Source organism: Agarivorans sp. JK6, assembly GCF_045277145.1.
GTDB classification, from domain to species: Bacteria; Pseudomonadota; Gammaproteobacteria; order Enterobacterales; family Celerinatantimonadaceae; genus Agarivorans; species Agarivorans albus.
Genome location: NZ_CP113525.1, coordinates 2,089,038 through 2,111,800, shown reverse-complemented (window position 1 = coordinate 2,111,800; position 22,763 = coordinate 2,089,038). Strand labels below are relative to the sequence as shown.

Annotated in this window: 17 protein-coding genes; 9 read left to right on the top strand and 8 right to left on the bottom strand. The window is 43.9% G+C overall.

Annotated elements, in window-relative coordinates; genetic code table 11:
- Positions 1–50: 50 nt before the first annotated feature.
- From OV592_RS09840 to OV592_RS09830, 3 genes are read left to right on the top strand one after another with little or no spacing between them, the layout of a single operon-like run.
- Positions 51–893, top strand: a complete 843-nt coding sequence (locus tag OV592_RS09840; RefSeq protein ID WP_016401849.1) for a DUF692 family multinuclear iron-containing protein — start codon at positions 51–53, stop codon at positions 891–893.
- Entirely contained in the window at positions 886–1,665 is a 780-nt protein-coding gene (locus tag OV592_RS09835) for a putative DNA-binding domain-containing protein (protein ID WP_406611256.1), read from the top strand. Before OV592_RS09840 ends, OV592_RS09835 begins: the two co-directional genes overlap by 8 nt.
- Complete coding sequence (locus OV592_RS09830; protein WP_221077365.1) at positions 1,649–2,104, top strand: DoxX family protein; 456 nt, start codon at positions 1,649–1,651, stop codon at positions 2,102–2,104. Before OV592_RS09835 ends, OV592_RS09830 begins: the two co-directional genes overlap by 17 nt.
- 82 nt (positions 2,105–2,186) lie before the next feature.
- Here OV592_RS09830 and OV592_RS09825 read toward each other — a convergent pair whose 3' ends face one another.
- Entirely contained in the window at positions 2,187–3,713 is a 1,527-nt protein-coding gene (locus tag OV592_RS09825) for a fumarate hydratase (RefSeq protein ID WP_406611255.1), read from the bottom strand.
- Between the two features lie 206 nt (positions 3,714–3,919).
- Between OV592_RS09825 and pabB the strand changes: the two genes are divergently transcribed.
- The 5 genes from pabB (at position 3,920) to OV592_RS09800 (ending at position 11,072) form a co-directional block, all read left to right on the top strand.
- Entirely contained in the window at positions 3,920–5,290 is a 1,371-nt protein-coding gene (gene pabB, locus OV592_RS09820) for an aminodeoxychorismate synthase component I (RefSeq protein WP_406611254.1), read from the top strand.
- A gap of 19 nt (positions 5,291–5,309) precedes the next feature.
- Entirely contained in the window at positions 5,310–5,882 is a 573-nt protein-coding gene (locus OV592_RS09815; RefSeq protein WP_406611253.1) for a CoA pyrophosphatase, read from the top strand.
- Positions 5,883–5,948: 66 nt separating this feature from the next.
- The gene (locus OV592_RS09810) at positions 5,949–7,307 is read left to right on the top strand and encodes an L-serine ammonia-lyase (RefSeq protein ID WP_406611252.1); all 1,359 of its coding nucleotides are present in this window, start codon (positions 5,949–5,951) and stop codon (positions 7,305–7,307) included.
- Between the two features lie 419 nt (positions 7,308–7,726).
- Complete coding sequence (locus tag OV592_RS09805) at positions 7,727–9,838, top strand: di-heme-cytochrome C peroxidase (protein ID WP_406611251.1); 2,112 nt, start codon at positions 7,727–7,729, stop codon at positions 9,836–9,838.
- A gap of 1 nt (position 9,839) precedes the next feature.
- Positions 9,840–11,072, top strand: coding sequence for a catalase family protein (locus tag OV592_RS09800; RefSeq protein ID WP_406611250.1), 1,233 nt, complete (start codon positions 9,840–9,842; stop codon positions 11,070–11,072).
- 52 nt (positions 11,073–11,124) lie between these two features.
- On the opposite strand, the gene OV592_RS09795 is transcribed toward OV592_RS09800, so the two are convergent.
- The 5 genes from OV592_RS09795 to OV592_RS09775 all read right to left on the bottom strand — a co-directional run bounded on the left by OV592_RS09795 (position 11,125) and on the right by OV592_RS09775 (position 18,787).
- Entirely contained in the window at positions 11,125–12,234 is a 1,110-nt protein-coding gene (locus tag OV592_RS09795; RefSeq protein ID WP_406611249.1) for a DUF1835 domain-containing protein, read from the bottom strand.
- A gap of 61 nt (positions 12,235–12,295) precedes the next feature.
- A complete protein-coding gene (locus OV592_RS09790) occupies positions 12,296–15,139 on the bottom strand; it encodes an ABC transporter substrate-binding protein (RefSeq protein ID WP_406611248.1) in 2,844 nt (947 codons plus the stop codon).
- Between the two features lie 20 nt (positions 15,140–15,159).
- Complete coding sequence (locus OV592_RS09785) at positions 15,160–16,197, bottom strand: ABC transporter substrate-binding protein (RefSeq protein ID WP_406611247.1); 1,038 nt, start codon at positions 16,195–16,197, stop codon at positions 15,160–15,162.
- A complete protein-coding gene (locus OV592_RS09780) occupies positions 16,197–18,044 on the bottom strand; it encodes an SLC13 family permease (protein ID WP_406611423.1) in 1,848 nt (615 codons plus the stop codon). The genes OV592_RS09785 and OV592_RS09780 overlap by 1 nt, the downstream gene beginning before the upstream one ends.
- The gene (locus OV592_RS09775) at positions 18,041–18,787 is read right to left on the bottom strand and encodes a hypothetical protein (RefSeq protein WP_406611246.1); all 747 of its coding nucleotides are present in this window, start codon (positions 18,785–18,787) and stop codon (positions 18,041–18,043) included. Before OV592_RS09775 ends, OV592_RS09780 begins: the two co-directional genes overlap by 4 nt.
- Positions 18,788–19,128: 341 nt before the next feature.
- Between OV592_RS09775 and OV592_RS09770 the strand changes: the two genes are divergently transcribed.
- On the top strand, positions 19,129–19,533 hold the full coding sequence (locus OV592_RS09770; RefSeq protein WP_406611245.1) for a GFA family protein: 405 nt from the start codon (positions 19,129–19,131) through the stop codon (positions 19,531–19,533).
- Here the strand turns inward: OV592_RS09770 and OV592_RS09765 are convergent.
- Both OV592_RS09765 and cysB read right to left on the bottom strand, forming a co-directional pair.
- Positions 19,530–21,362 (bottom strand): diguanylate cyclase, encoded by a 1,833-nt coding sequence (locus OV592_RS09765; RefSeq protein WP_406611244.1) that lies wholly within the window; start codon positions 21,360–21,362, stop codon positions 19,530–19,532. The genes OV592_RS09770 and OV592_RS09765 overlap by 4 nt on opposite strands.
- A 327-nt stretch (positions 21,363–21,689) precedes the next feature.
- A complete protein-coding gene (gene cysB, locus OV592_RS09760; RefSeq protein WP_016401866.1) occupies positions 21,690–22,676 on the bottom strand; it encodes an HTH-type transcriptional regulator CysB in 987 nt (328 codons plus the stop codon).
- Positions 22,677–22,763 lie beyond the last annotated feature (87 nt).

Below are 22,763 nucleotides of genomic sequence, written 5' to 3'. Positions count from 1 at the left end.
TAAACTTGGTTCGGCAGCCTCCCTACTCCCTCGCTTAAACGAACACCACTATGACAAAAAAACAATACGGGCTTGGTTTGCGCTCAGCTTATGCAGAACAGTTGCTAAACAAACACCAGCAATTGGATTGGCTAGAGATACACGCTGAGAACTACTTCAACCCTCACTCATACGATTATCATTTACTTAAGCAAATCGCTGAGCACAGCCCTATTAGTGTGCACGGGGTTGGTTTGTCGCTAGGGTCCTTCGATGCATTAAGCAAAACACATTTAGAGAAACTAAAAGCATTAATTGATGATGTTAATCCTTTTATCGTCTCTGAGCATTTAAGCTGGAGCAGCATTAACGGGCGCTTTTATAACGACCTACTGCCCCTACCTTACACGGAAGAGTGCTTACAGGTTTTTATAGAACACGTTAACCAAGCACAAGACTTTTTAGGCCGACAACTGCTTATCGAAAATCCTTCGGCGTATTTGGCCTATCATGAAAGCCACATTCATGAGCCGGAGTTTTTGAACCGGTTGGTTGAAGCTACTGGCTGCGGTTTGCTGTTAGACATTAACAATGTTTATGTCAGTGGCCATAACCTAGGTTGGGATAACCAAGAATACTTAGAGACACTAAACCTAGCTGCAGTTAAAGAGATCCACTTAGCGGGTTATACCGAAAAACAACTCGACAACAAAACAGTACTTATTGACAGCCACAACCAAAAAGTTAGTGAGCCAGTATGGCAACTGTATCGCCAATTTCAGCAATACTATGCCAATAGCATCCCCACCCTTATTGAATGGGACAGCGATTTTCCATCCTTAGAGGTGCTCATTGAAGAAGTGGCGCAAGCTAAACATATTGATCTTGCTATAAGCGAGGTGAACTGTGCTTAAACAACTACAACAAGAGTTTTCTCGCTCACTAAATCAAACAGATACCAGCCTTGAATCTCGCTTAGCCAATATCGCGTTAAGCGCTGAAGAGTCGATACAAATCTACCAAAATAACTATGTGCTAAGCCTTAGCGAAGCTTTGAGTGCCAGTTACCCAACAGTGCAAAAGCTAGTGGGTGAAGAATATTTTAAGTTTGTCGCTAAAAACTTCATTTTACAGCATGGTCATAATCAAGGTGACCTCAACCTCTTTGGCTTGGGTTTTAATCAGTTCTTACTACAACAAGACGCACTATCTACTCTACCCTATTTAGCAGATATCGCGCTGCTAGATTGGCAAATTGAACAGACGGCTGGCCAACCATTAACAAACCAGCTTTTCACTGTAGAAGTTCTCCAATCGATACCAGCAGAGCAACTAGGTGATGCTGTGCTGCACTTAGCGCCTCATCAGTCTTTACTAGCCAGCCAATACCCTGTTTTTTCTATCTACCAAATGGTTCAAGCAAACCAAGTTGAAGCCATCGAATTAGATGAACAAGATTTTGTACTATTTACTAAGCAAGCTGATTTTGAAGTTCAGCTAGAGCAAATATCCCCGCTTAGTTATGCGTTTCTTAGCCATTGCCAGCAATTACGTCCATTAGGTGAGCTGCCTCAACACTGTTTGGCAGAACTAGAAACCCTCCTTGGCGAATCTATTCAATTACAACGTTTATCCCATTTTAGTTTTGCATCAGAAATAGGAGAGTCAAATGATGCCACTTTATAATATCTACCTAAAAGCCGTAGAGATGATGCAGTTTCTGCTTATCCCTCTATTACTCACGTTTACTCGAATATGGGTAGCCATTGTATTTTTCCGCTCAGGTTATTTAAAACTTACCAGCTGGGATTCAACGCTTTATCTATTTGAACTTGAGTACCAAGTGCCAATTTTACCTTGGGAGCTAGCAGCCTACCTAGGAACTGCAGCCGAGCTAATTTTGCCGGTATTTCTGGTACTTGGCTTGTTTACCCGTATTTTTGCTTTGAAGTTGTTCTTCTTTAATATCATCGCTGTCGTGTCTTACCCAGTGCTTTGGCCCGGTGGTTTTTACGACCACCAGCTATGGGGTTTAATGATACTAATTAATGTTATTTGGGGAGCAGGTCCATTTTCTGCCGATTACCTGTTAAACAAAAAAATGGCACAAAAAAAAGCGGCTTAAGCCGCTTTCATTAGGGTCTGTTGATCTTCCGAGCTGATTATTGCAGCGAAAAATCAACAGACCCTAAGCAAAACTAAATATATTACTTGCTTAGTTTTGCATCTAGTTCTTCAATTTTAGCCTTCCAAATTGCTGGTCCCTGCTGGTGAGCAGAGTTACCGTCGGCATCAACTGCTACAGTAACTGGCATATCTTCTACTTCAAACTCATAGATGGCTTCCATGCCTAAATCTTCGAAAGCCACTACCTTGGCATTCTTAATCGCTTTAGATACTAAGTAAGCAGCACCGCCTACCGCCATTAAATAAACCGACTGATGTTTAGCAATAGAATCCACCGTTGCAGGGCCACGTTCCGCTTTACCAATCATGCCCATTAAACCCGTTTCTTCAAGCATCATGTCTGTGAATTTGTCCATACGAGTAGACGTTGTAGGACCCGCTGGACCAACTGCTTCATCTCGTACCGCGTCTACCGGACCTACGTAGTAAATAAATCGGCCATTAAAATCTACGCCATTAGGGAATGGTTTACCCTGCTCTAGATACTCTTTAATACGCTTATGGGCTGCATCGCGACCAGTAAGAATTTTGCCGTTAAGCAATACTGTTTCACCCATTTTCCAGGTGGCAACTTCTTCTTTGGTCACTTTGTTTACATCTACTCGGCGAACATTATCACCAACATCCCAAGTGATCTCTGGCCAGTCTTCAAGCTTAGGTGGCGTTAGTACCGCTGGGCCGCTACCGTCTAAATGAAAATGTGCATGACGTGTTGCTGCACAATTGGGGATCATTACAACCGGTTTAGAAGCCGCGTGCGTTGGGCAAGATTTTACTTTTACATCAAGCACCGTGGTTAATCCGCCAAGGCCTTGAGCACCTATACCCAGTTTGTTAATGCCGTCCATCAACTCTAAACGTAGTTCTTCGTCGGCATTTTCTGCGCCTTTAGCGATGAGGTCTTGAATATCAACCGGATCCATTAGCGATTCTTTGGCCATTACTGCAGCTTTTTCTGCAGTGCCGCCAATACCAATGCCTACCATGCCCGGTGGACACCAACCAGCACCCATTGTTGGTAAGGTTTTTAGAACCCACTCTGCAACAGAATCAGATGGATTTAGCATTACCATCTTAGATTTGTTTTCACTGCCGCCACCTTTGGCCGCAACCATAATCTCAACTTTGTCACCTGCAACTAAGTCTATGTGAACTACCGCTGGAGTATTGTCTTTGGTGTTTTTACGTGCGCCGTTAGGGTCAGCAACAATAGAAGCACGTAAAGGGTTATCTGGGTTGGTATAAGCGCGACGAACCCCTTCATCAACCATTTCTTGAACCGTGAGATCACTATCCCATTGAACATTCATCCCTACTTTTACAAACGTAGTGATAATGCCGGTATCCTGACAGATAGGACGCAAACCTTGAGCACACATGCGTGAGTTAATTAAGATTTGGGCGATGGCATCTTTGGCTGCAATACTCTGTTCTTTTTCGTACGCTTCCGCCATTGCGGTGACAAAATCGAGGGGGTGGTAGTAAGAAATGAATTGCAGCGATTCTGCGACACTGTCAATAAAGTCCTGTTTACGGATGATGGTCATAAAGTCTCCACGTTTCCTTATTATTGCCTTTTATTATCAACAGCTTTTATCAAGGCTGTTGCTACGGCTGTTAGGGTTGTTGTCGTTATCCTTCAGCGCCTATGATACCCTTGCGTCACAAAGCCTGCTATAACCTAAAGCTAAGTTTTTACAATTTATCTACATCTTCAATTCTGAATAGTGAATGGTCACGCAAAACTACCTATATGATTGTTAGTAAAACTTTTTCTATTTCTCCAGTACAACTCTTCGAGCAACTAGCACAGCAAGACTGGTGTTGTTTTTTACAATCGGCTGCCGACTCTCACGAGAATAACCAGTTTGATATTTTAGTCGCCGATCCTATCGCCACTATTTCCTATAGCGATGGCACATCCAAAGTTAGGGTTGGCGAGCAGCACTACCAAAGCGAACAAGCACCCTTTGAGTTACTTGAGTGTTTGCGCAAGCAACTGTTCCCCGAAGAGCAAGCCAGCACTCCAGTATTTCCCTTTGAAGGTGGTGCCTTAGGCTTGTGGTCCTATGATTTAGGAAGAAGCTTAGAAGTTTTACCAGAGCGCTTAGCCAAAGATTTAAGCACTCCAGATATGGCAGTAGGCTTTTATGATTGGGCACTTATTTTTGATCATCACACAAAAAGCACAACACTAATTCAATGGCATGAGATTGGCGACGAAGAAACTGCCCTTGAACGTTTAAAGCAGCGTGAGCTTTGGCTAAGCATTCAAACAAGCCAAGAGTTGCCTAAATTTGAACTAACTAGCGCCTGGCAAAGTAATATGGACCAAGCGGCCTACCATGACAAATTTGAACAAGTACAAGAGTATTTGTTGAGTGGTGATTGCTACCAAATTAACCTGGCGCAGCGTTTTAGTGCAAGCTATCAAGGAACAGAAGCAGAAGCTTACCAGCGCCTTATTGCAGCTAACCAAGCGCCTTTCTCCGCGTTTATACGATTACCCGGCAGCTGTATTCTTAGCGTTTCTCCAGAGCGCTTTATTAGCTTAAAGGATGGTGAAATAGAAACTAAACCAATTAAAGGTACACGCCCTAGAAGTACGGATAAGCAGCGTGATCAACAACTGGCCGACGAGTTACTCACTGCCGAAAAAGACCAAGCCGAAAACCTCATGATTGTTGATTTGCTGCGTAATGATATTGGCCGAGTCGCGAGCCCTGGCTCCGTAGAAGTCCCCAAACTATTTGCCATAGAATCTTTCCCCGCGGTGCATCACTTGGTGAGCACAATCCGCGCAACACTTGCCCCAGACTATTCTGCAGAGCAACTATTAGCAGCTTGCTTTCCGGGAGGTTCGATCACCGGAGCCCCTAAAATTCGGGCGATGCAAATTATTGAGGAGCTTGAAGAGAGCCGCCGCAGCGCTTATTGTGGTGCTATTGGTTATATTTCTAGTAGTGGTGATATGGATACCAATATCACCATTCGCACCTTAGTGTGCGAAAATCAAAAAATATACAGTTGGGCTGGTGGCGGTGTTGTCACAGATTCCAAAGTTGACGCCGAATATCAAGAGACCTTCGATAAATTAAGTCGAATTCTTCCGGTACTCGAATAACCTAAGTTGGAGAAAACCGTTGTCCCAAAAAGAAACCACACATTTTTTACAACGCTTTCTCCTACAACTCGCTAAACAAGATTCGCCTCGCAGCGCTAAACATGCCGCGGCGGTGCTATTACCAATTATCGCTCAACCAGGGCAAGCAGAACAAATAGTGCTCACTCAACGCAGCGCTCATCTGCGCCACCACCCTTCACAAATAAGTTTACCTGGTGGCAAACACGATCCCGAAGACATTAACCTTAGCCACACTGCGCTTAGGGAAACCTACGAAGAAATTGGCATTCATCCCACTGCGTTTACTATTCATGGTCAATTGCCAAAACAAACCACAGTAAGTAATTTTTCGGTACGCCCTTTTATAGCCACCACCAACCAAGCGTTGTCGTTTAAACTTAACTACGACGAAGTGGCTCAGGTAATGGTATTGCCACTACAGCCCTTTTTGCGACTAGATAATTACCACGGCTATTCCTTCAAACGCAGAGGAAAGCTCGAGGAAGTGTACTTTATAGAAGTAGAAAAACATGTGATATGGGGAGCCACCGCTAAAATATTGCGTGATTTCGCTTCTCATTGTTGCAGATAACTAAATATACTTATAATCTCAGAATTAACAACTTAGTGGCTTAAGCAGCTTTAGCTAGGATTAAACATGGTAAGCATATTTGACCTATTCTCAATAGGTATTGGGCCTTCCAGCTCTCACACTGTTGGACCAATGAAAGCAGCTAAGCTGTTTGCAGAGCGTTTAGACAGCAACGCTGAGCTAAATCGAGTTGATCACATTAAAGTAGAACTGTTTGGTTCATTGGGTGCAACAGGCAAAGGCCATGGCACAGGCAAGGCCGTTATCTTGGGCTTGTTGGGTGAGTCGCCCGAGTTAGTGGATGTTGATACCGTTGATCAGATGCTGCTAAAGGTTGAGCAAACCGAAGAGTTATCGTTGTTAGCTAAGAAGACCATTAACTTCGCTAAAACAGGTGCCATTGTATTTCATCGTCGTAAGCAGCTACCAGCCCACAGTAATGCCTTAAGTTTTCATGCCTACCTAGACAATGGCAAAAGCATCTCGGCCACCTATTACTCTATAGGCGGCGGTTACATTGTCGAAGAAGGCCAAGAAAACGATACGTCGAGTCACCATTACCCCTATCCCTTCGAGAACGCCGAGAGCTTATTACAACGTTGCAAAGAAAGTGGCAAAAGCATTGCGGCCGTGGTCTCGGCCAACGAGCAAGTTCACTGTTCTACCCGAACCATTAGCCATTACACCCAACAAATTTGGCTTACAATGCAAGCATGTGTAAAACGCGGCATTAGTGAAGAAGGCATATTACCGGGCGGCTTAAAACTGGCTAGACGGGCACCAACTTTAAATCGGCAGTTGGCTTCGCAGCGAAACTTGAGCTCTGACCCACTAAATGTGATGGATTGGGTTAACCTATATGCATTAGCGGTTAGTGAAGAAAATGCTGGCGGTGGCCGCGTAGTTACCGCACCAACCAACGGCGCCGCAGGTATTATCCCTGCGGTATTGCACTACTACCACAATCACGTTCAAGAGCTCGATCAAGATTCAATCAATCAGTTTTTTCTAACCGCTACAGCCATTGGTTCTTTATACAAAACCAACGCATCTATATCTGGTGCAGAGGTTGGCTGCCAAGGCGAAGTGGGCGTAGCCTGCTCGATGGCTGCAGCAGGCTTGGTGGCAATATTTGGTGGTAACCCCGAACAAATTGAAAACGCCGCCGAAATTGGCATAGAGCACAACCTTGGCTTAACCTGCGATCCCATCGGCGGTTTGGTGCAAGTTCCTTGCATTGAGCGTAATGCCATGGGCGCACTTAAAGCCATAAATGCCGCTCGATTAGCATTAAGAGGCAGTGGCGAGCACAAAGTTTCTTTAGATAAAGCCATCAAAACCATGTGGGAAACTGGCTGTGATATGAAGAGCAAATATAAAGAAACTGCTCGTGGTGGCTTAGCAGTAAACATTATCGAATGTTAATTCGCAGCTAAGTGTAAATATGCTGTTATTAGGGGCTGTTTATCTTTCGCGGTTAAATTTTGTTCGCGATAAAATCGCTTTAGGCGCGGCAAAGAGTGTGTAGCCTAGCATTCTAGGTAAACACACCTTAACAAAGCATAAAGCGATTTTAGCCGAACCCTTTGGGCAGCCTCTGTGGCTTATTTCTACTGCGTTATCAGCTTCTCATGTAAGCTCGCTACACGTCAAAGCTTCTGCCTTGTATAAATCAGCCACAAACTGCTGCAAAAATCAGCTCGAAAGATATACAGCCCCTAGATCTATCTCTTTGTTTTAGTAATAGTTAAGTGCAATCCACTTAAAATACCTATAACATTTAACCAACATTTACGGCCTGCACGACGCAGGCCGCTTGCATTCTTACAAATGGATTTGAAACTATGCTAAAACAGCTCCTGTCTGGGCTACTTTTGCTCGTCTTAAAAATCGTCTTACTGCCTTTTAAGCTAATTATTAAGGCCACCACCCGTTTGTTAAATTGGGTTTGGGGTTTAGTAAAAGCAATTTGGCAGGTTTGGCTAGCATTAGGACCACGTTGGTTACGCTATTCTTTTCTCGGCATTGCCTTGATCACAGCTGGATATTTAGGGCTAAAAGCTTTCCTCAAACCTAACCTAACGATAGAGACAGTGAATCAAGTTCACTACCTCAACAAAGGTTGGACAGATGAGCAACGTGAGCGTTTTTACTTTACCCCGCAAGGTACCGAGCTATTAGGGCTAGAATATGATTGGTTCATTAACCTAGAGCTACCGCTTTCCAAAGATTTATTAACCAGCCCCGACAATATGCGCGGCTGGGGCTTTATTGTAACCCCTGGCCAGCAGCCTACCACTTTAAACCCTGGCAACCTTCCAGTAGGTTTAGGTCGGCACATTGACCCTAAATCCGGTAAAGAGCGCTTAGATCTTACCTGTGCCATGTGTCATACCGGTGAGCTTCACTACCAAGGTAACGCGCTGCGCATCGATGGTGGTCAAGCAGTGCAAAGCATTTCTAACGCCAAACGTGGCGAGTTTATTACTACCCTCGCCGCCTCTGTAGTCGCAACCCTCATTAATCCAAGTAAATGGAGCCGTTTTGCTGACCGCGTTGCAGGACAAGATCCTGCACAGCGTAAGCAACTACGCAAACAAATTTGGGGCTTCTTGGGTAATATTAAGCAATTTGTATCGGGCGCTGGTGCTCCTAAGCTCTACCCTGTTGAAGAAGGCCGCGGCCGAACAGACGCAGTAGGCCGAATAGCTAATGTAGTATTTGGCTACGACCTCGACGAACCTGCTAACTACCGTGTCGCTAATGCACCGGTTAGCTATCCCTTCCTTTGGGATATATGGCGTTTCGATTGGGTGCAATACACTGGCTTTACCAACCAAGCAATGGCAAGGAACGTGGGCGAAAGCCTAGGCGTATTGGCGCCAATCAAACTAGTGAATGATGAAGGTGAATTATTAACTAGCGAAGAATTTGGTGAATCAGTCATCGATTTAGCCGGCATGCACTGCGTTGAAGGCACCTTACGCTCACTAGAGCCACCGCGCTGGCCGGAAGCTATTCTAGGAAACATTGATACCCAGCTGGCCACCCAAGGTAAAGACTTATTCCTAGACAAATGTCAGGCTTGTCATGGACCGCATAAAGTCCAACCCTACCAATGGAAAGTAGCCAGCAAACCTGGCGAAAATCCAGACAAGCAAATAGATGTAAACTGGCAATGGGATATGGACGGAGACATTACTTTTGTTGGCCAACAAGCGGTACGCGAAGATTGGCGCGAGGTAATTTGGGCAATGCCTTGGGTTAAAACCTCGGTGATCGGCACTGACTCTACTGCTGCAGATAACTACATGGATCACCGCTACGATGGTAGCAAAATTATTCCAGGCTCGGCCCCGGTAAATGCAGGCGATGGCTTACAAATACTGCTTAATCGTTTAGTGCCAAAGCTTTATCAAGACAACAACATCGATAAAGCCTTGATTGCTGACTACGATGGTTTAAATGTACCTTTTAGAATCGCCAATATGCGAGCCTATAAACCGCGCCCATTACATGGTGTGTGGGCTACCCCACCATTCTTACATAATGGTTCAGTGCCTACTTTATACCACCTGTTATCGCCACTTCGTGAGCGACCAAAGCAATTTTATATTGGTAATCGTGAGTACAACCCAGACCATCTAGGTTTTATTACCGAACAACGCCCAGGTAGTTTTAAACACGATACCAGTATTAAGGGCAACGGTAACCAAGGGCATCTATTCACTGATGTTGATATGCCAGGCCGAATCGGTCGTTTGCTTAGCATCCAGGAGCGTGCCGCTTTGTTAGAATACTTGAAAGTAATGGGCAACCCAGAGTTTAGCGACAAGCTTGGTGGAGACCCACTTGATTGGTCTAAATACACTCAAGCGCCACAGTTTGGCTCTGAACAGCAAGCTTGTTTAGACAGCTTTAACGCCGCGAAAAACAATCCAGCAAAGGTGCACTAAGATGAAAAAACTATTTACTAAATCACCTTTAGCCCTTTGTTTGCTTGGTTTAAGTTTTAATGCTGCTAATGCTAACGACTTATATAAAGAAATGGGCATTACCAAGCCAGAGCAAGAAGCCATTATGTCGGCGATTAACTCGGCGCGCGAAATATCTAAACGTGCAGAGCAATATAACGGGTTGCCTTACCGAAGGGACGCGCATGCCAAAGCAACCGGTTGTGCCCGTGCTACTTTCTCGGTAAACCCAGACATTCCAGAGCGTTTTAAAGCTGGGCTGTTTGCGCAAGAAAATCAGCAATATAAAGCTTGGATCCGTTTCTCCAATGGTGACATGCTAGTACAAGCTGATAGTAAAGGCGACGCGCGGGGAATGGCGGTAAAAGTAATGAACGTACCTGGTAAAGCCATTGCCCCGGAACTAGGCGAGAGTCATAACCAAGATTTCATTATGACCAATACGCCGGCATTTTTTAACCGTAACATTTTTGATTACGCAGACGACATGACTTACTTGGCTAAATTTCAACGCACCAAGTGGTTTATTAGCTTGTTTCCACCACGTTTGCACCCCAAGCAGTTTTATCGGGCGATTCAAACCGTGTCGTCGGTTATCAATACGCCCCTTGAAGCACAGTATTTTTCTATGCTGCCCTACCGTTTAGGCAACAGCACCATTAAGTTTTCTACTAAACCTTGTGCCGGAATGACCTTCCCTAGCAAGGTAGATAAATCAGATCCTGATTATTTAAGCAATCAATTAGAAACTCAATTAGCAAACGGCGGAGCATGTTTTGAGTTTATGGTACAAGAAAAACTGCCGGGCTATTACATGCCGGTAGACGATGCTACCGCTATTTGGTCTGAGCAAGCCTCGCCATTCATTAGCATTGCAACGATTAACATTCCTCCGCAGCATTTATATAGCGAGCAGCAACAGCAGTTTTGTGAAAATATATCGATGAATCCGTGGCGAGCAGTAGAAGGCTGGGAACCCTTAAGCAGCTTAAACAAAGCCCGACGTGTTGTTTATCAAGCGGTATCTAAATATCGTCATCAGCAAAACAAAGCAGCAACGCCAGAACCCAACTCATGGTGCTTAGCTAGCGAAGGAGAAGTTTGCGACCCTAACCAGGGTTTAGTTGTGAGCAAACCCTCTTGGCCATTGCCCCGCTGTTTTGATGGTTACGCTAAACCGATTGATGGTGAAAGCTTAAACAGCAACTGTAAATAAAACTAAAAACCACGCTAAGCGTGGTTTTTTATTGCCGCTCTTTGCCTCGCTATTACTGCATCACTATCTGGCCTTGCTTGTGGTCCCAGCACCAGTAATTATCTTGGCTGATGTTAACTCCACCTCGCCAAAAACTTAGCTGAGAAGAAAGCTCTTTAAGCATTGCGCCCTCAAGCGCCTTAAGCCCTGTATCGGTGATAGTATAACTAGCATCCATACTCCATTGTTTGTCATCCTTGTTGTCAATTTTTACACAAGGTGGAGTTAAATGAGACAAACAGTAAAGCTCTTTGCTTAACCAAGCATCCCCAAGAAAAGGCGCATCTTCTAAGGTTTGCAAGTTCACAAATAGTCGCCCAAGTTTTATCTCAGAGTCTTCCATAATTTGTTGATAACGCTGATCCGCAACGAACTCTTCTTCACCCTGATATTGAGCTTGCTGACGAAGATTACTCTGCAAAATGGGTAACTCTTGCATTGGTTTAGCCAAAGACTCAAGAATGTGCAATTGCGTAAGACTTAACCCCTTATCTAGCCAAGGATACTCTTGGGCAAAACGCAGCAAAGCATTCGCCATAAATGGTAGTGGTGATAATGGTTCTAGGAGTAGATGATTGAGTTGTTCAGGCGTGTTGGCTACAAGTGCCTGCCATACCCTTTTGCCTAATTCTAATTGCTCAACACTAAGCGTTTGTCTGTTTGGATAAAGCGCTTCAAGCTGGCTAATCGAAAGGTTTCCTAGGCCATGGAAATAATCAAGCTCGGGATGCTCACCAATACAAATAATTCGAAATTGCTCGGTAAGTTCGGGATGTTTGGCTAAATGAAATAAACATTCAGCTAACTGTAGTTGATCGTAGAGATCGTGTTCAAACCACAACACAATCTCTTTATATTGGCTTAGCTTATCTAAAACAGCTTGGCGCTGAACAAAATCATCTAAGATCTGCTGTTCGGTAATCTCCATTACAGGCAAAGGGCTGGGCAAACTTATTGTTTCATGAATGAAACTAGCTCGAGCTTTTAGATAAGCTTGCCCTTCTGCAGCCACAATTGGCCCATCATGCAATACGTCTCGCCAACACAGTATCTCACCTTGGACAATAGTTGATTGCTTAAGCATGTCTCCCACGCTATCGCCGTTGGTAATGTGTAATTGCATCAGCTGTTCCCTCGTTGAGTTTGCCCCAGCTTAACAAACTTCTATAAAGGAACAAACGCCACTAAGCATCATTAAGTAACGGGATTTCCAGCTCTGGTTCTTTTACCTCAAGTTCCTGCTTAATTTCAGCATCCAAGCGCCAAATAGCCTGCCAAACTAAATCGGTAGTTGTGGCGGTATCATCTACCCCATGCACCAGCTTAATTTGATAATCTACATTGTCAGAACCTATGCTAGCTACATCAATATAAACCCGATTAACGGCATCAATAGCCATAAGGGCGGCTTCTATCCGGGGGATCACCTGCAAGGGTTCTAACTGTTTATTTACTGAGGCAGAAAAACCACCTGTCACAATCTGCCCACTGCTACTCACATTGTTTAAATTGGCATTTGCCAAAGTATTGTTAGGGATAGAATAGAGTGTATTGTCAGCCGTTTTTACCTTAGTTGTACGCCAGTTCATGTCTATAACTTCGCCTACAATTGGCCCGCCATAGCCACCTAGACTAATCCAATCTCCAAGCTTAAACGGCTTCTCCAAGCTAATAGCAATGCCCGAGAAAATATTCACAAGGTTTGATTGCAAAGCTAAGCCCAGGATCATTGCCACTAAGCCAGACGTTGCTAACAGGCTGGTTAGCTCTCGTTGGTATACAAAAGAGAGAATCGCAAATATCGCTCCTATGTATGCTAAGCCACGAGTTAAGTGGCGCATAATTCGTGGAACTTGGCGGCCACTGCGCTTTTCTATGGGGTCCCAAAGCAACACATCAATTAACAAAGCTAAGGTCGAGGCCAACAGTAGCCACCACAATACGTCGAAACAATTGCTAGCAAACAGCTGATTAGTATTAGGATAAGCTTGCGCTAACCAATCTAAAAACAAGGGCTCAGCGGAAGCTATAAACAAGGCGTATAAAAGCTTGTTCCCTAAGCCATAAGCTCTAGATAGCTGACCCAGTATCTTAAAGTCTAAAACCAATGCGTAAAGTAACCACGCCAATACACTGCTATAAAAGATTATCTGCTGCCACTGTGCAGGAATACGCCCTCTTAGGCTTAATACATTTTCTTGTACCGGCGTTAGAGAGTTAAACCGAGAGAACTCCACGGCTTGTCTGTCTGAATGTAAATACTTGGGATCACCTAAACTGCGTTTACGTAAGGTATCTTGAAAAGACAAAGTGCTGCCTTGGCGCCACTGGCTGGTGTCAAATTGAACCTTATGCTGATTAGCTTGGTTTTTATGTAGGCTGGTTTGGCCGAGCCCAACAATATCTGATACATAAATAAGCTCACTTCTTGGCAGCGTAGTATGCCTAAAACTTACGCCCAGTTGGTATTCTCCAAAGGCTGCTCTACCGGGTTTGGCATCTGCTAGAAAAGTGCCTTCAACCTGATAAAGCTGGTAAGTACTTTGGCTTGTAAAATTAGACTCTATTGGTTCTTGCAAGGCCAAATCGCCTACCGAGTTCAAAAACACGATGTCTTCGGCTTTTACCCCAGGTGTGCTTCTAAACCAAAGTTTAAATTTAGCTTTGAAAGTCATATCTATGGTGGAAAACTCGCTAATGTTTTGCATTTCAATGCCGGTATACACTACATCAGTTCGGCGCACCGCAAGGTTTTCGTCATTAACATCTTGCAGTTGGATCGGCGCGGAAACAAAAGCCCCGCCACTAAACAAGCCCACTTGCATAGGGCGTAATACGTTGCCTTGTGAATCAAAATACAAAGAGTGGGTTAAACCCTGAACAGCATTATTGGGTGAATCAAAACCAGTTAAGTGGTTTTTTATCGCCGCTCTTTGGCTAGCTATATTAAGCTGGCTAAAGTCATCGGCCCCGCCAGCTTCACCGCTTGCTGCATCTATAGCGGCCGATACGATAGTTGCCGCATCATAGTATGCAGCCGAAACACCACTAGGCTCATAACCAAAACCTTTATGAAAGCTTTGATAAAACAGTTGAGTTGATTCACTAGCTACATCAAACAAGATAGGACTAACGGCGAACACCCCATTAGTATAATAACCAGACACTTCTCTCTCTTGGCTTCGATGTTTAAAACGCTCCGGAAAACTTTGCTTACCAATAGAAGAACTGCCAATAAACAGCCAATTTGGATGTTGCTGCTTTAAATGGCTAACTAGCGTTTCACCTTCTACATCATGCACCGCTAAGAACACTGCGCCAGTGTGGCCAAACTCACTAATTTTTTGGCTTATTAGCTCGGCTTGTTTAGCGATGTCTCTTTTTAAATCCACCCCTAAACTCAGCGTTTGAATCGCTAGCAGTTCAGCTCTATTAAGAAAAGAATCCGCTAACGACTCGCCAAATTTATCTTGGCTATAGATTAATACCGCTTTGCCTTTAGCTAAGCTTGCAACATAGTCGGCAACAAACTTACCTTGTAAATGGTTGTCTGGAATAACCCTAAAAGCCCAGTCATTATTCTGGGTGATCTCTGTTGCGGTGGCTGAGCCCCCTACCATGGGCAAACCAGCACGTTGGTAAATACTGGCGGCCTTGATCGAGGTAGAGGATGCTCGGTGTCCTAATACGGCAACTACATTGTTGGTTGCAGCTAACTGCTTCGCAATTAGTTGTGCTTTGCTTTTGTCATTAGCATCATCGTATTGCTGAACAACAATGGCTACTTGGTTATCTTGCCGCTGGCTATTATGGAGATCAGCATAAAGTTGAGCACCGTGAACCATTGATAGGCCTTTGTCGGCTTCATTACCCGACATTGGCCCAACCACCGCCAGTATTACACTATTTGTTCCACTGTCGCTTATCCACCGCTGCAGGTGCTCATAACTAGTAACTAAGGCGCTTGCGACAACACATAAACAAGCAAGCGCAAGTATGCGTCTACGTAAATTCCATCTAATAGCCAAAACAGTCTTCCTTAACGGTTTTATTCAAAGTAGTTATTGGTGGCGCGGGCAAAAGCTTCTAATACTTTTGGCACTTTGATATCGCGAGCTTCAAGTGCTTGATGACGCAGAGCTACCACGTATTGTTTTGATATAGCCACCGACATTTGTGACAAACTAGCGGGATCTTCCACTAAGCGAATAGCCCGCTCGAATGCTATCTCTCCCTGCTCAAAGGGGGAAGCTCCAATCGAGAGCATGACCCCGTCTTCAGAGTTAAAAGCATTGATACCAACAATCGGCAGCGTTGAATTTGCTTCGGTCCATTGCGCCACTTCTTCAGCAGAGACAAAGCTTTCGCTACCGTCACTAAACAGTTTACGGTAGCCGCCTACTAGCAAAAATTGGTACTTGCCGTTAAGTGATAGAACAGCTTGCTTCCACTGCTCGAAGGTTTTAACCCCAAGGTGCCCTTGGTATTCAAGTGGCGCCCACTCTTGCTTTGCTAGGTAACCCGCATCAAGCTTGGCCGAAGTTGAACTATCGGAGAGGTAAACAACACTCCCTTTCAAGCTGCCAAGTCTAGGCTGGCTTTCTACCAATAATCTTAATACTTCTTTAATTGCTGACACCGATTTACGTTCGAGTATGCCGGTTACATTGTTAGCGTCCTGATAACCATAGGCTTCAAGCTCAGCATTTACCCCGGCAAACACAATCTGAATCGCTTCGTTGCCAATATAGTCGGTAGCAACTAAGCGCTGAGCATCGTCATCAATAACCAGTAATACATTGGGTTGGTAGTTATCGACTACCCGTTTAGCAACCGTTGCAGCGCGTTTTTTAGCGGCTTCGCTAGACTGATTTTTGGTATTCATGTAGTGATAGCGAATATCAACATTCATGTGCGCGCGCTTGGCTCTGTCGATGCCCTGGTTAACTGTACGGGTCCAGGCATAGTCGGTTTCATAGCTATGAAGAATGAGGATTCTTGGCCTTGAAGCTCCCTCCACGACTATCACGCCGATAGTGGCAACGAGAAAGCTCAGCATAATGACGCTTAACAATAACTTTTTCATTATATAAGCCCCATGCTCTGCCAATAGGGAATGCTGAGATAAACAGCTACAAGTTTAAACAGGTATATCAGTACATTCATTTTCATCAACTTGGCTTCATCATTACTCACAATACCGGTGGTTAAGCTTAAAAATTGCATGTAATAAGAAGCCTGGAACGGCCAAAAGAAGCTTTCTGAAAGGAATAATATAAGGAAACCAATGACCCAAGGGTTCACACCCACTTCTATGGAAGCTGGAATAAGTAAAGTAGCTAGAATAATCACCGTTGCATTGATAGGCAGTATTAAACGAATAAGACTCACGATAACAGCTAACAACACCACAAACAGTGCCAGGCTTTCTTGCATGTAGGCTGCCAACCAATAGATTTTCCCAGTAAGCCAAGTATCTAGCTCTACTTGATGAATGATGTCGACCACACCAATTAGAGAGCCCAAGAATACAAGAAAGCTCCAATCAATTTTGGTTCTAAACTGGTTGGGATCTAAAAAGCCAAACATCATCAAATAGAACAGAATGGCTAAGGCAACCCAAGCAACTTCGATACGGTGAATATTGGCAAATAGCAGAGCCGATATAAGCACGATTAAGCCAAGAATTGACGACCACTCGGCAGGGTTTAGCGAACCAAGGGTTTTAAGCTGTTGCAGGCTTGTAGTTTTTGGCAGCTTTAGACTTTGTTTATTGCGATAAACCCAGCACAAAGAAACAGCGTAAAGCGCTAACAACACCATGCCACAAACCAATGCTGCGAGTAGCCAATCTAGCCATTGAAAATACTGCTGAACTTGCTGTGGCAACATGCCTAATACGATGAAGTTTACCGACTTACTACTAACAAAAATTGGCGACAGTAAGCTTGCGCCAAATAGCAGGCTGGCCTTTAACCTAGGTCCCTCTTGCTCACGCGCTTCTTTACTCGCCCCACTCAACAAATCTTTTAAGAACGGCGCAACAATGGTTACCCTACCATTAACGGTAGGTACAACCGGTGTAAGCAATGCGCCAACACTAAAAAAGCTGATGTTGTACCAAATTTTGGAAGCAGGACCGATTAACAGTAGATGCAACAACATGCGATAACTTAAACCCGATGAGCGGATTACCGCGCTTAGGCCAAGTATGCTCAAAGCCATAAAAAAGCTGTTGCTCGAGAAGCCGGAAAACGCCGATTCACTGGTGGTAATTCCCAGCAATACGGCACTTAAAACTGCAAATAACCCGGGCACATAATCTGGCAGCAAACGAAAGATCCACATTACCGAACAAATTCCAAGAATTGACGCAAAGTAGATTGCATCTTGGTGCAATGGTTGCTGGCTAAGTATTAAGCCCCAATAAATCATCAAAGGCGTGATTATCGCAAACAACCAACCAATGATCTGGCGATAGCCTACTTCAATGTCATGTTTAGGGCTTAAGTCGACTTCAATATGCGTTTGTCCGGCAAGGCGAGAGTGGAAGCTGTCGAGCAATGACTGCTTAAAACTACTGTAGGCTTCTAGAGTAAGTATCGCCGCCAAGGGTAAAACCACCAGCTCGGCACTCTCTACTACCTCTATATCGTAGATATAACTGCGCATACCTAATGCCGACTCTTCACCGAAGAATCCGCTAATCGGCCCTTTTACCTGATCTTTATTGGTGGTTTGTAGCTCACCTTCTAGTAAGTAATATAGGTTGTTCGCGTTTTCTCCCGAGCGGCAAACAACCTCACCAGGCGCTAACTTCACAACGGTAATGTTTGCTAACAACCGAGCTAGATCTTCTTTCTGGCAGCCAGAAAAAGCGGGGTTACTTTTTAAAAACTGACTTAAAACTTGTAGCTTTTCCGGCATAATCATCGGCAATACTGCTCCGTTGGGATAACAGCATGTACCTGATACTCTGCACCCGGCGCAATAATGTATTCACTAGCACCTTGTTTGGATTGAAGGTTTCCCCAATCGTAGGTGTAACCTAAGCCTGTCCATGGAACACCTGCAGACTCTCGAAAGCTCTTGAAGTATAAAGCTTGATAGAAGCCTGGATAATCGTTAATCCCCTTCACCTCATCGGCTATGTGGCTGGCATCCAACTTACAACTCTGGTCGTCAATTTCAGGGTCAACACAAGGCCTAAACAGATCTTCTGGCGCAACATACAGTTCTACAAAAGAATCGTAATTCCAGCTTGGGTCTAAACCTAGGTATTGCTTTAAACGCAGCTCAAGCTCGCTTTGCGAAACGGTTTCATTATCAGACAGGTACTGACTGCAGAACTGCTGAAGTTGCGGAGCGAGGCTCACCCATATGGGATAATTTGGATTGGTAGAACTGTGGGTATTTGGCAAAATAAATTTGTCGATGGCACCCTGGCTTTTCCAAGTGAGTACCAGCAGTTTGTCGCCTTGTTCATTCCATTGCAGTAGTTCGTTGTTAGCATTTACAGCAAACAAATTAGTGCTAACATCTTCAGGTTGAGGAAATGCAGCCTGCTTAACGGCTAAATCGTAGGCGGAGTTAGGTTGCTCGAGTGATTGGCTACAACCTGCCATAAGGCATACAGATAAGGTGCAAGCGAGTGCAGGAAAAGTGAATTGATTCAAAATATGTCCTTGTTTGAAAGCGGCAAATCCTTTGCCTTATAACCAAAAGCGAGATAACGCTTAAGGCTTAGCTCTTAACCAGCAATAGTTGCTAATTACTTGTTAATAACAATAAATTAGCTTTGGTAAGATTATATTGCTAATAGGAATATCACAAACATCAATAAAATACTGCTTTAAGGCTGTTTTTTGTAAAGGCAAGCTGTATCGCCACATGAACACCCTGCTAGACAGTTTAGCATTTTCATAACAAGGCCTTGTTTAAAGATTAAACTGGTTATACCAATATGATATAAAAGTATGGATGTTTGATAGAAATAAAACCTAGGAGGACTTGAAAAATGAGTAACATCAACGGAAGTTGCCTATGTGAAGCTGTGCAGTTTGAAGCCGAAGACAAGTTTCAGCAATTTCACCTCTGTCATTGTGATCAGTGTAAGAAAATGTCCGGTAGCGCACATGTCTCAAATTTATTTATTAGGCCGGAATTTTTTAAGTGGCTGGCTGGTGAAAACCTGGTCGCTAGATACGATGTTCCTAAGCGCAGTATAACTAACGCTTTTTGTAAGCAGTGTGGTAGTGCAGTGCCCTATTTATCGAGTACTAAGCAGTGGGTAATTGTGCCGGCTGGCGGCCTAAACAATTGCCCTAGTTTAAAACCGCAAGACCATATTTTTACCAACGAGAAAGCTGAATGGTACAAAGATATTGATGAAATAGCTCAGTATCCTCATTTTCCAGATTAAGCTACGTTTGCCACGACGGCTTTATTACGTCCGCTGTCTTTAGCTTCGTATAAAGCGTGGTCGGCTAAACTCATCAGCTGCTCTATATTTTCTTCTGATTGCATTAACGCAATACCAATGCTGGTGGTAAAACGTATTTGTACCACACCGGTATTCACATAAATCCGTTCAACTGCAGAACGTAAACGCTCTGCGGTATGTTTTGCAGTATCTAAATCAGCATATAAGGCTAAGCCAAATTCTTCCCCGCCTAAACGCCCTAATACATCACCATCACGAATTTCACTTTCTAAGGTACTGGCAAACTTCTTCAAAGCCTTATCACCAGCAGCATGGCCATGGTTATCGTTAATTTTCTTAAAGTGGTCAATATCGAACATCAACATGGTCATAGGATGTGAACGGTTACGGCAACTATCAAACATCGCCTCGGCCTTCGCCATAAAGCTACGTCGATTGTTTATGCCTGTTAGTGGATCGGTGCGAGCTTCACGCTCTGCCTCAGACTTAGCAACTTCAAGTGCATGAGTACGCTCAGACACCAATATTTCTAATTCTTGTTTAGCGCGCTCAAGTTGGCTGCGATAGCGCAGTTCGGCCTGCTCTTTTAGACGGCGCAATCTAAACAGGTGAATCCCCATAGCAATCATGATCACCATCATTTCACTGTATGAGGCTACAACCGGCCAGTAGTAAGTAACAAAGGTATGTTCAACAAGGCCTAAATCACGCAAAGCTTGGCTAAATAGCCCGACTATTAATACTGTCCAACCTAAGGTGTAAACAGCGGATTCTCTAGAGCCTTGGTACCAACGTATCAAACTGGCTATCGCTAACATCGGGTATAGCAATAAAGCAATGGTAATAAGCACCACCGAGAATACGGTTTCTCTGGTTAGAGCTGCTACAGCGAGTAAAGCCGCGTTTAAGATCATAAAGCGTAAAACATAATCTAAACGAGGCGTATTCACTTTTGTTTGCAGGAATATGCGGGCAAAAATAACACCAGTCATTATCGACATTGCCCCAGTTAAGGACATGTAACTCCAATGGAAGTCTTCACGAATGAAGAACATATGCGTAAAGCCCAATATGGTTGGCCATGTCGCCAATTTGGTCGCCGCATAGACAAAGTACGCGTAATAGGTTTTATCATTGGTGGCGATTCCGGTCACCAAGGAAATAATCGACATTAAGGCCAGACCGCCTACCAGAAAGGCGATACTGCCTAGCTCGATACTCTGCACATAGTGCATTTTGTCTGGCTGCCAAATCCTTAAATCTGGGAATACAAAACCCTTTTCGTCAGAGCCAAAGCGAAAGTAAAACTGATGGGTTTCTCCTGCTGCTAACTCTACTGGCACTACAAATCTTTGGTGACTGACTAAGCGCTCTGAAAAAGAATTATTTAAAGCGAGATCGGCAATTTCTAGAAAACTGGGATCATTGGTATTACGTTGATAAGCATTTAAGTAGATGAGTTGGTGGTCAACGTATTCTAAATTTAGAGTAATCGGCTTATCGCTATCATTGTGCAGATAGAAAACACTCCAAAAAGCTCCTGGCTGTAAACCTGTGGAACCTTTACTCGGTAATCTAGAGAACTTATCTAAACGATAAGCAGCGATAGCATCAGCCAGATCAGCCTTGCCTTCTAAATCGTGCCATACCTGAAAATGCTCACCCAGCCTTACACCATCTTCTAGACCATTTACGTGCAACGCACTTAAGCTCTCAGCTTGAGCAACAGAGAGAGTACAAACAGAAAACAAAACCAAGGCCAAAGCGAGTTGAGTTTTGCCTAAACAGCGCAAAAAATAATTAATCATGTTGGTTTTACGTAGGCCGCCTTTCCTTGCGATATCGGAGTAGTTGTTAAATCTAATGTTCGTACAGCCCTGTAACAAAACATTAACCACTTATTAGAAGCTTAAAGATAAACACTAAGGAAGTCTACGAATCTACCTCTAATTAGTGAATTATCATCAAGTTGGGTACCAATTGTTACAATTTATCTGGCATTGCTAACCAAGAGCACTACTAACTGCACTCGTGCCAGAAGGGCTTATAAATCACAATTATAGTTAATTTTATTATCAATGGCTGGGGATACGGCAAACAAAAAAGCAGCCATCTGGCTGCTTTAGGAGGAACAACTACATAACGGGTAAATCAATATTTTTGAACAGCTCTTCCACTTCATCGAGAGACTTGGCTTGCACCGCTCTATCGACAATGTCTCGGGTTAAGTGTGGCGCAAATCGTTCAATAAAATCGTACATGTAAGTACGCAAGAAAGTACCTTTTCTAAAGCAAATCTTAGTGGTACTTGCTCTAAATAAATGGCTAGCATCAATCGCTACCAAATCCTGATCTTGTTGCTTATCGATAGCCATACTCGCCAACACACCAACGCCAATTCCCATTCGAACATAGGTTTTAATCACATCGGCATCAGTTGCAGTGAAGACAATCTTTGGCACTTTACCAGCACGGCCAAAGGCATCATCTAAATCGGAGCGACCAGTAAAACCAAAAATGTAAGTAACAATGGAGTGCTTAGCTAAATCGTTAATGGTAACGACTTCACCGTTTAAGTGTTTTTTCGCCAACTCATGTTCTTTGGGCACCAATATGCTGCGATTCCAATGATAACAAGGCAACATCACTAAATCGGAGAAAATATGCAGTGCCTCAGTGGCAATGGCAAAGTCTGCACTGCCCTTAGCCACTGCTTCATTTATCTGGTTAGGCGTGCCCTGATGCATGTTTAAAGAAACATTTGGGTAACGATGGATAAAACCTTGAATAACTTCAGGCAACGCATAACGCGCTTGAGTATGAGTGGTTGAGATATTAAGCGAGCCTTGGTCTGGGTGAGTATGCTGATTAGCTACCGCTTTAATGCTTTCGACCTTGGCCATAATCTCATTGCTGATGCGAATGATTTCTTTGCCAGCAGGAGTTACTTGGCTAAGGTGCTTGCCGCTACGCTTGAATATCTGAACCCCTAGCTCATCCTCCAACAAACGAATTTGTTTACTAATACCGGGCTGCGAAGTATATAAACTCTCCGCAGTAGCCGACACATTGAGGTTGTTGTTTACTACTTCGACGATATAACGTAACTGCTGCAATTTCATGTAGTTGAGTTCTCTGGCGCGAAAAAACTATAGCGCTAACTATCCGGTTAGCGAGTTCTTATTACATTTTTTCATAAGTATATAATC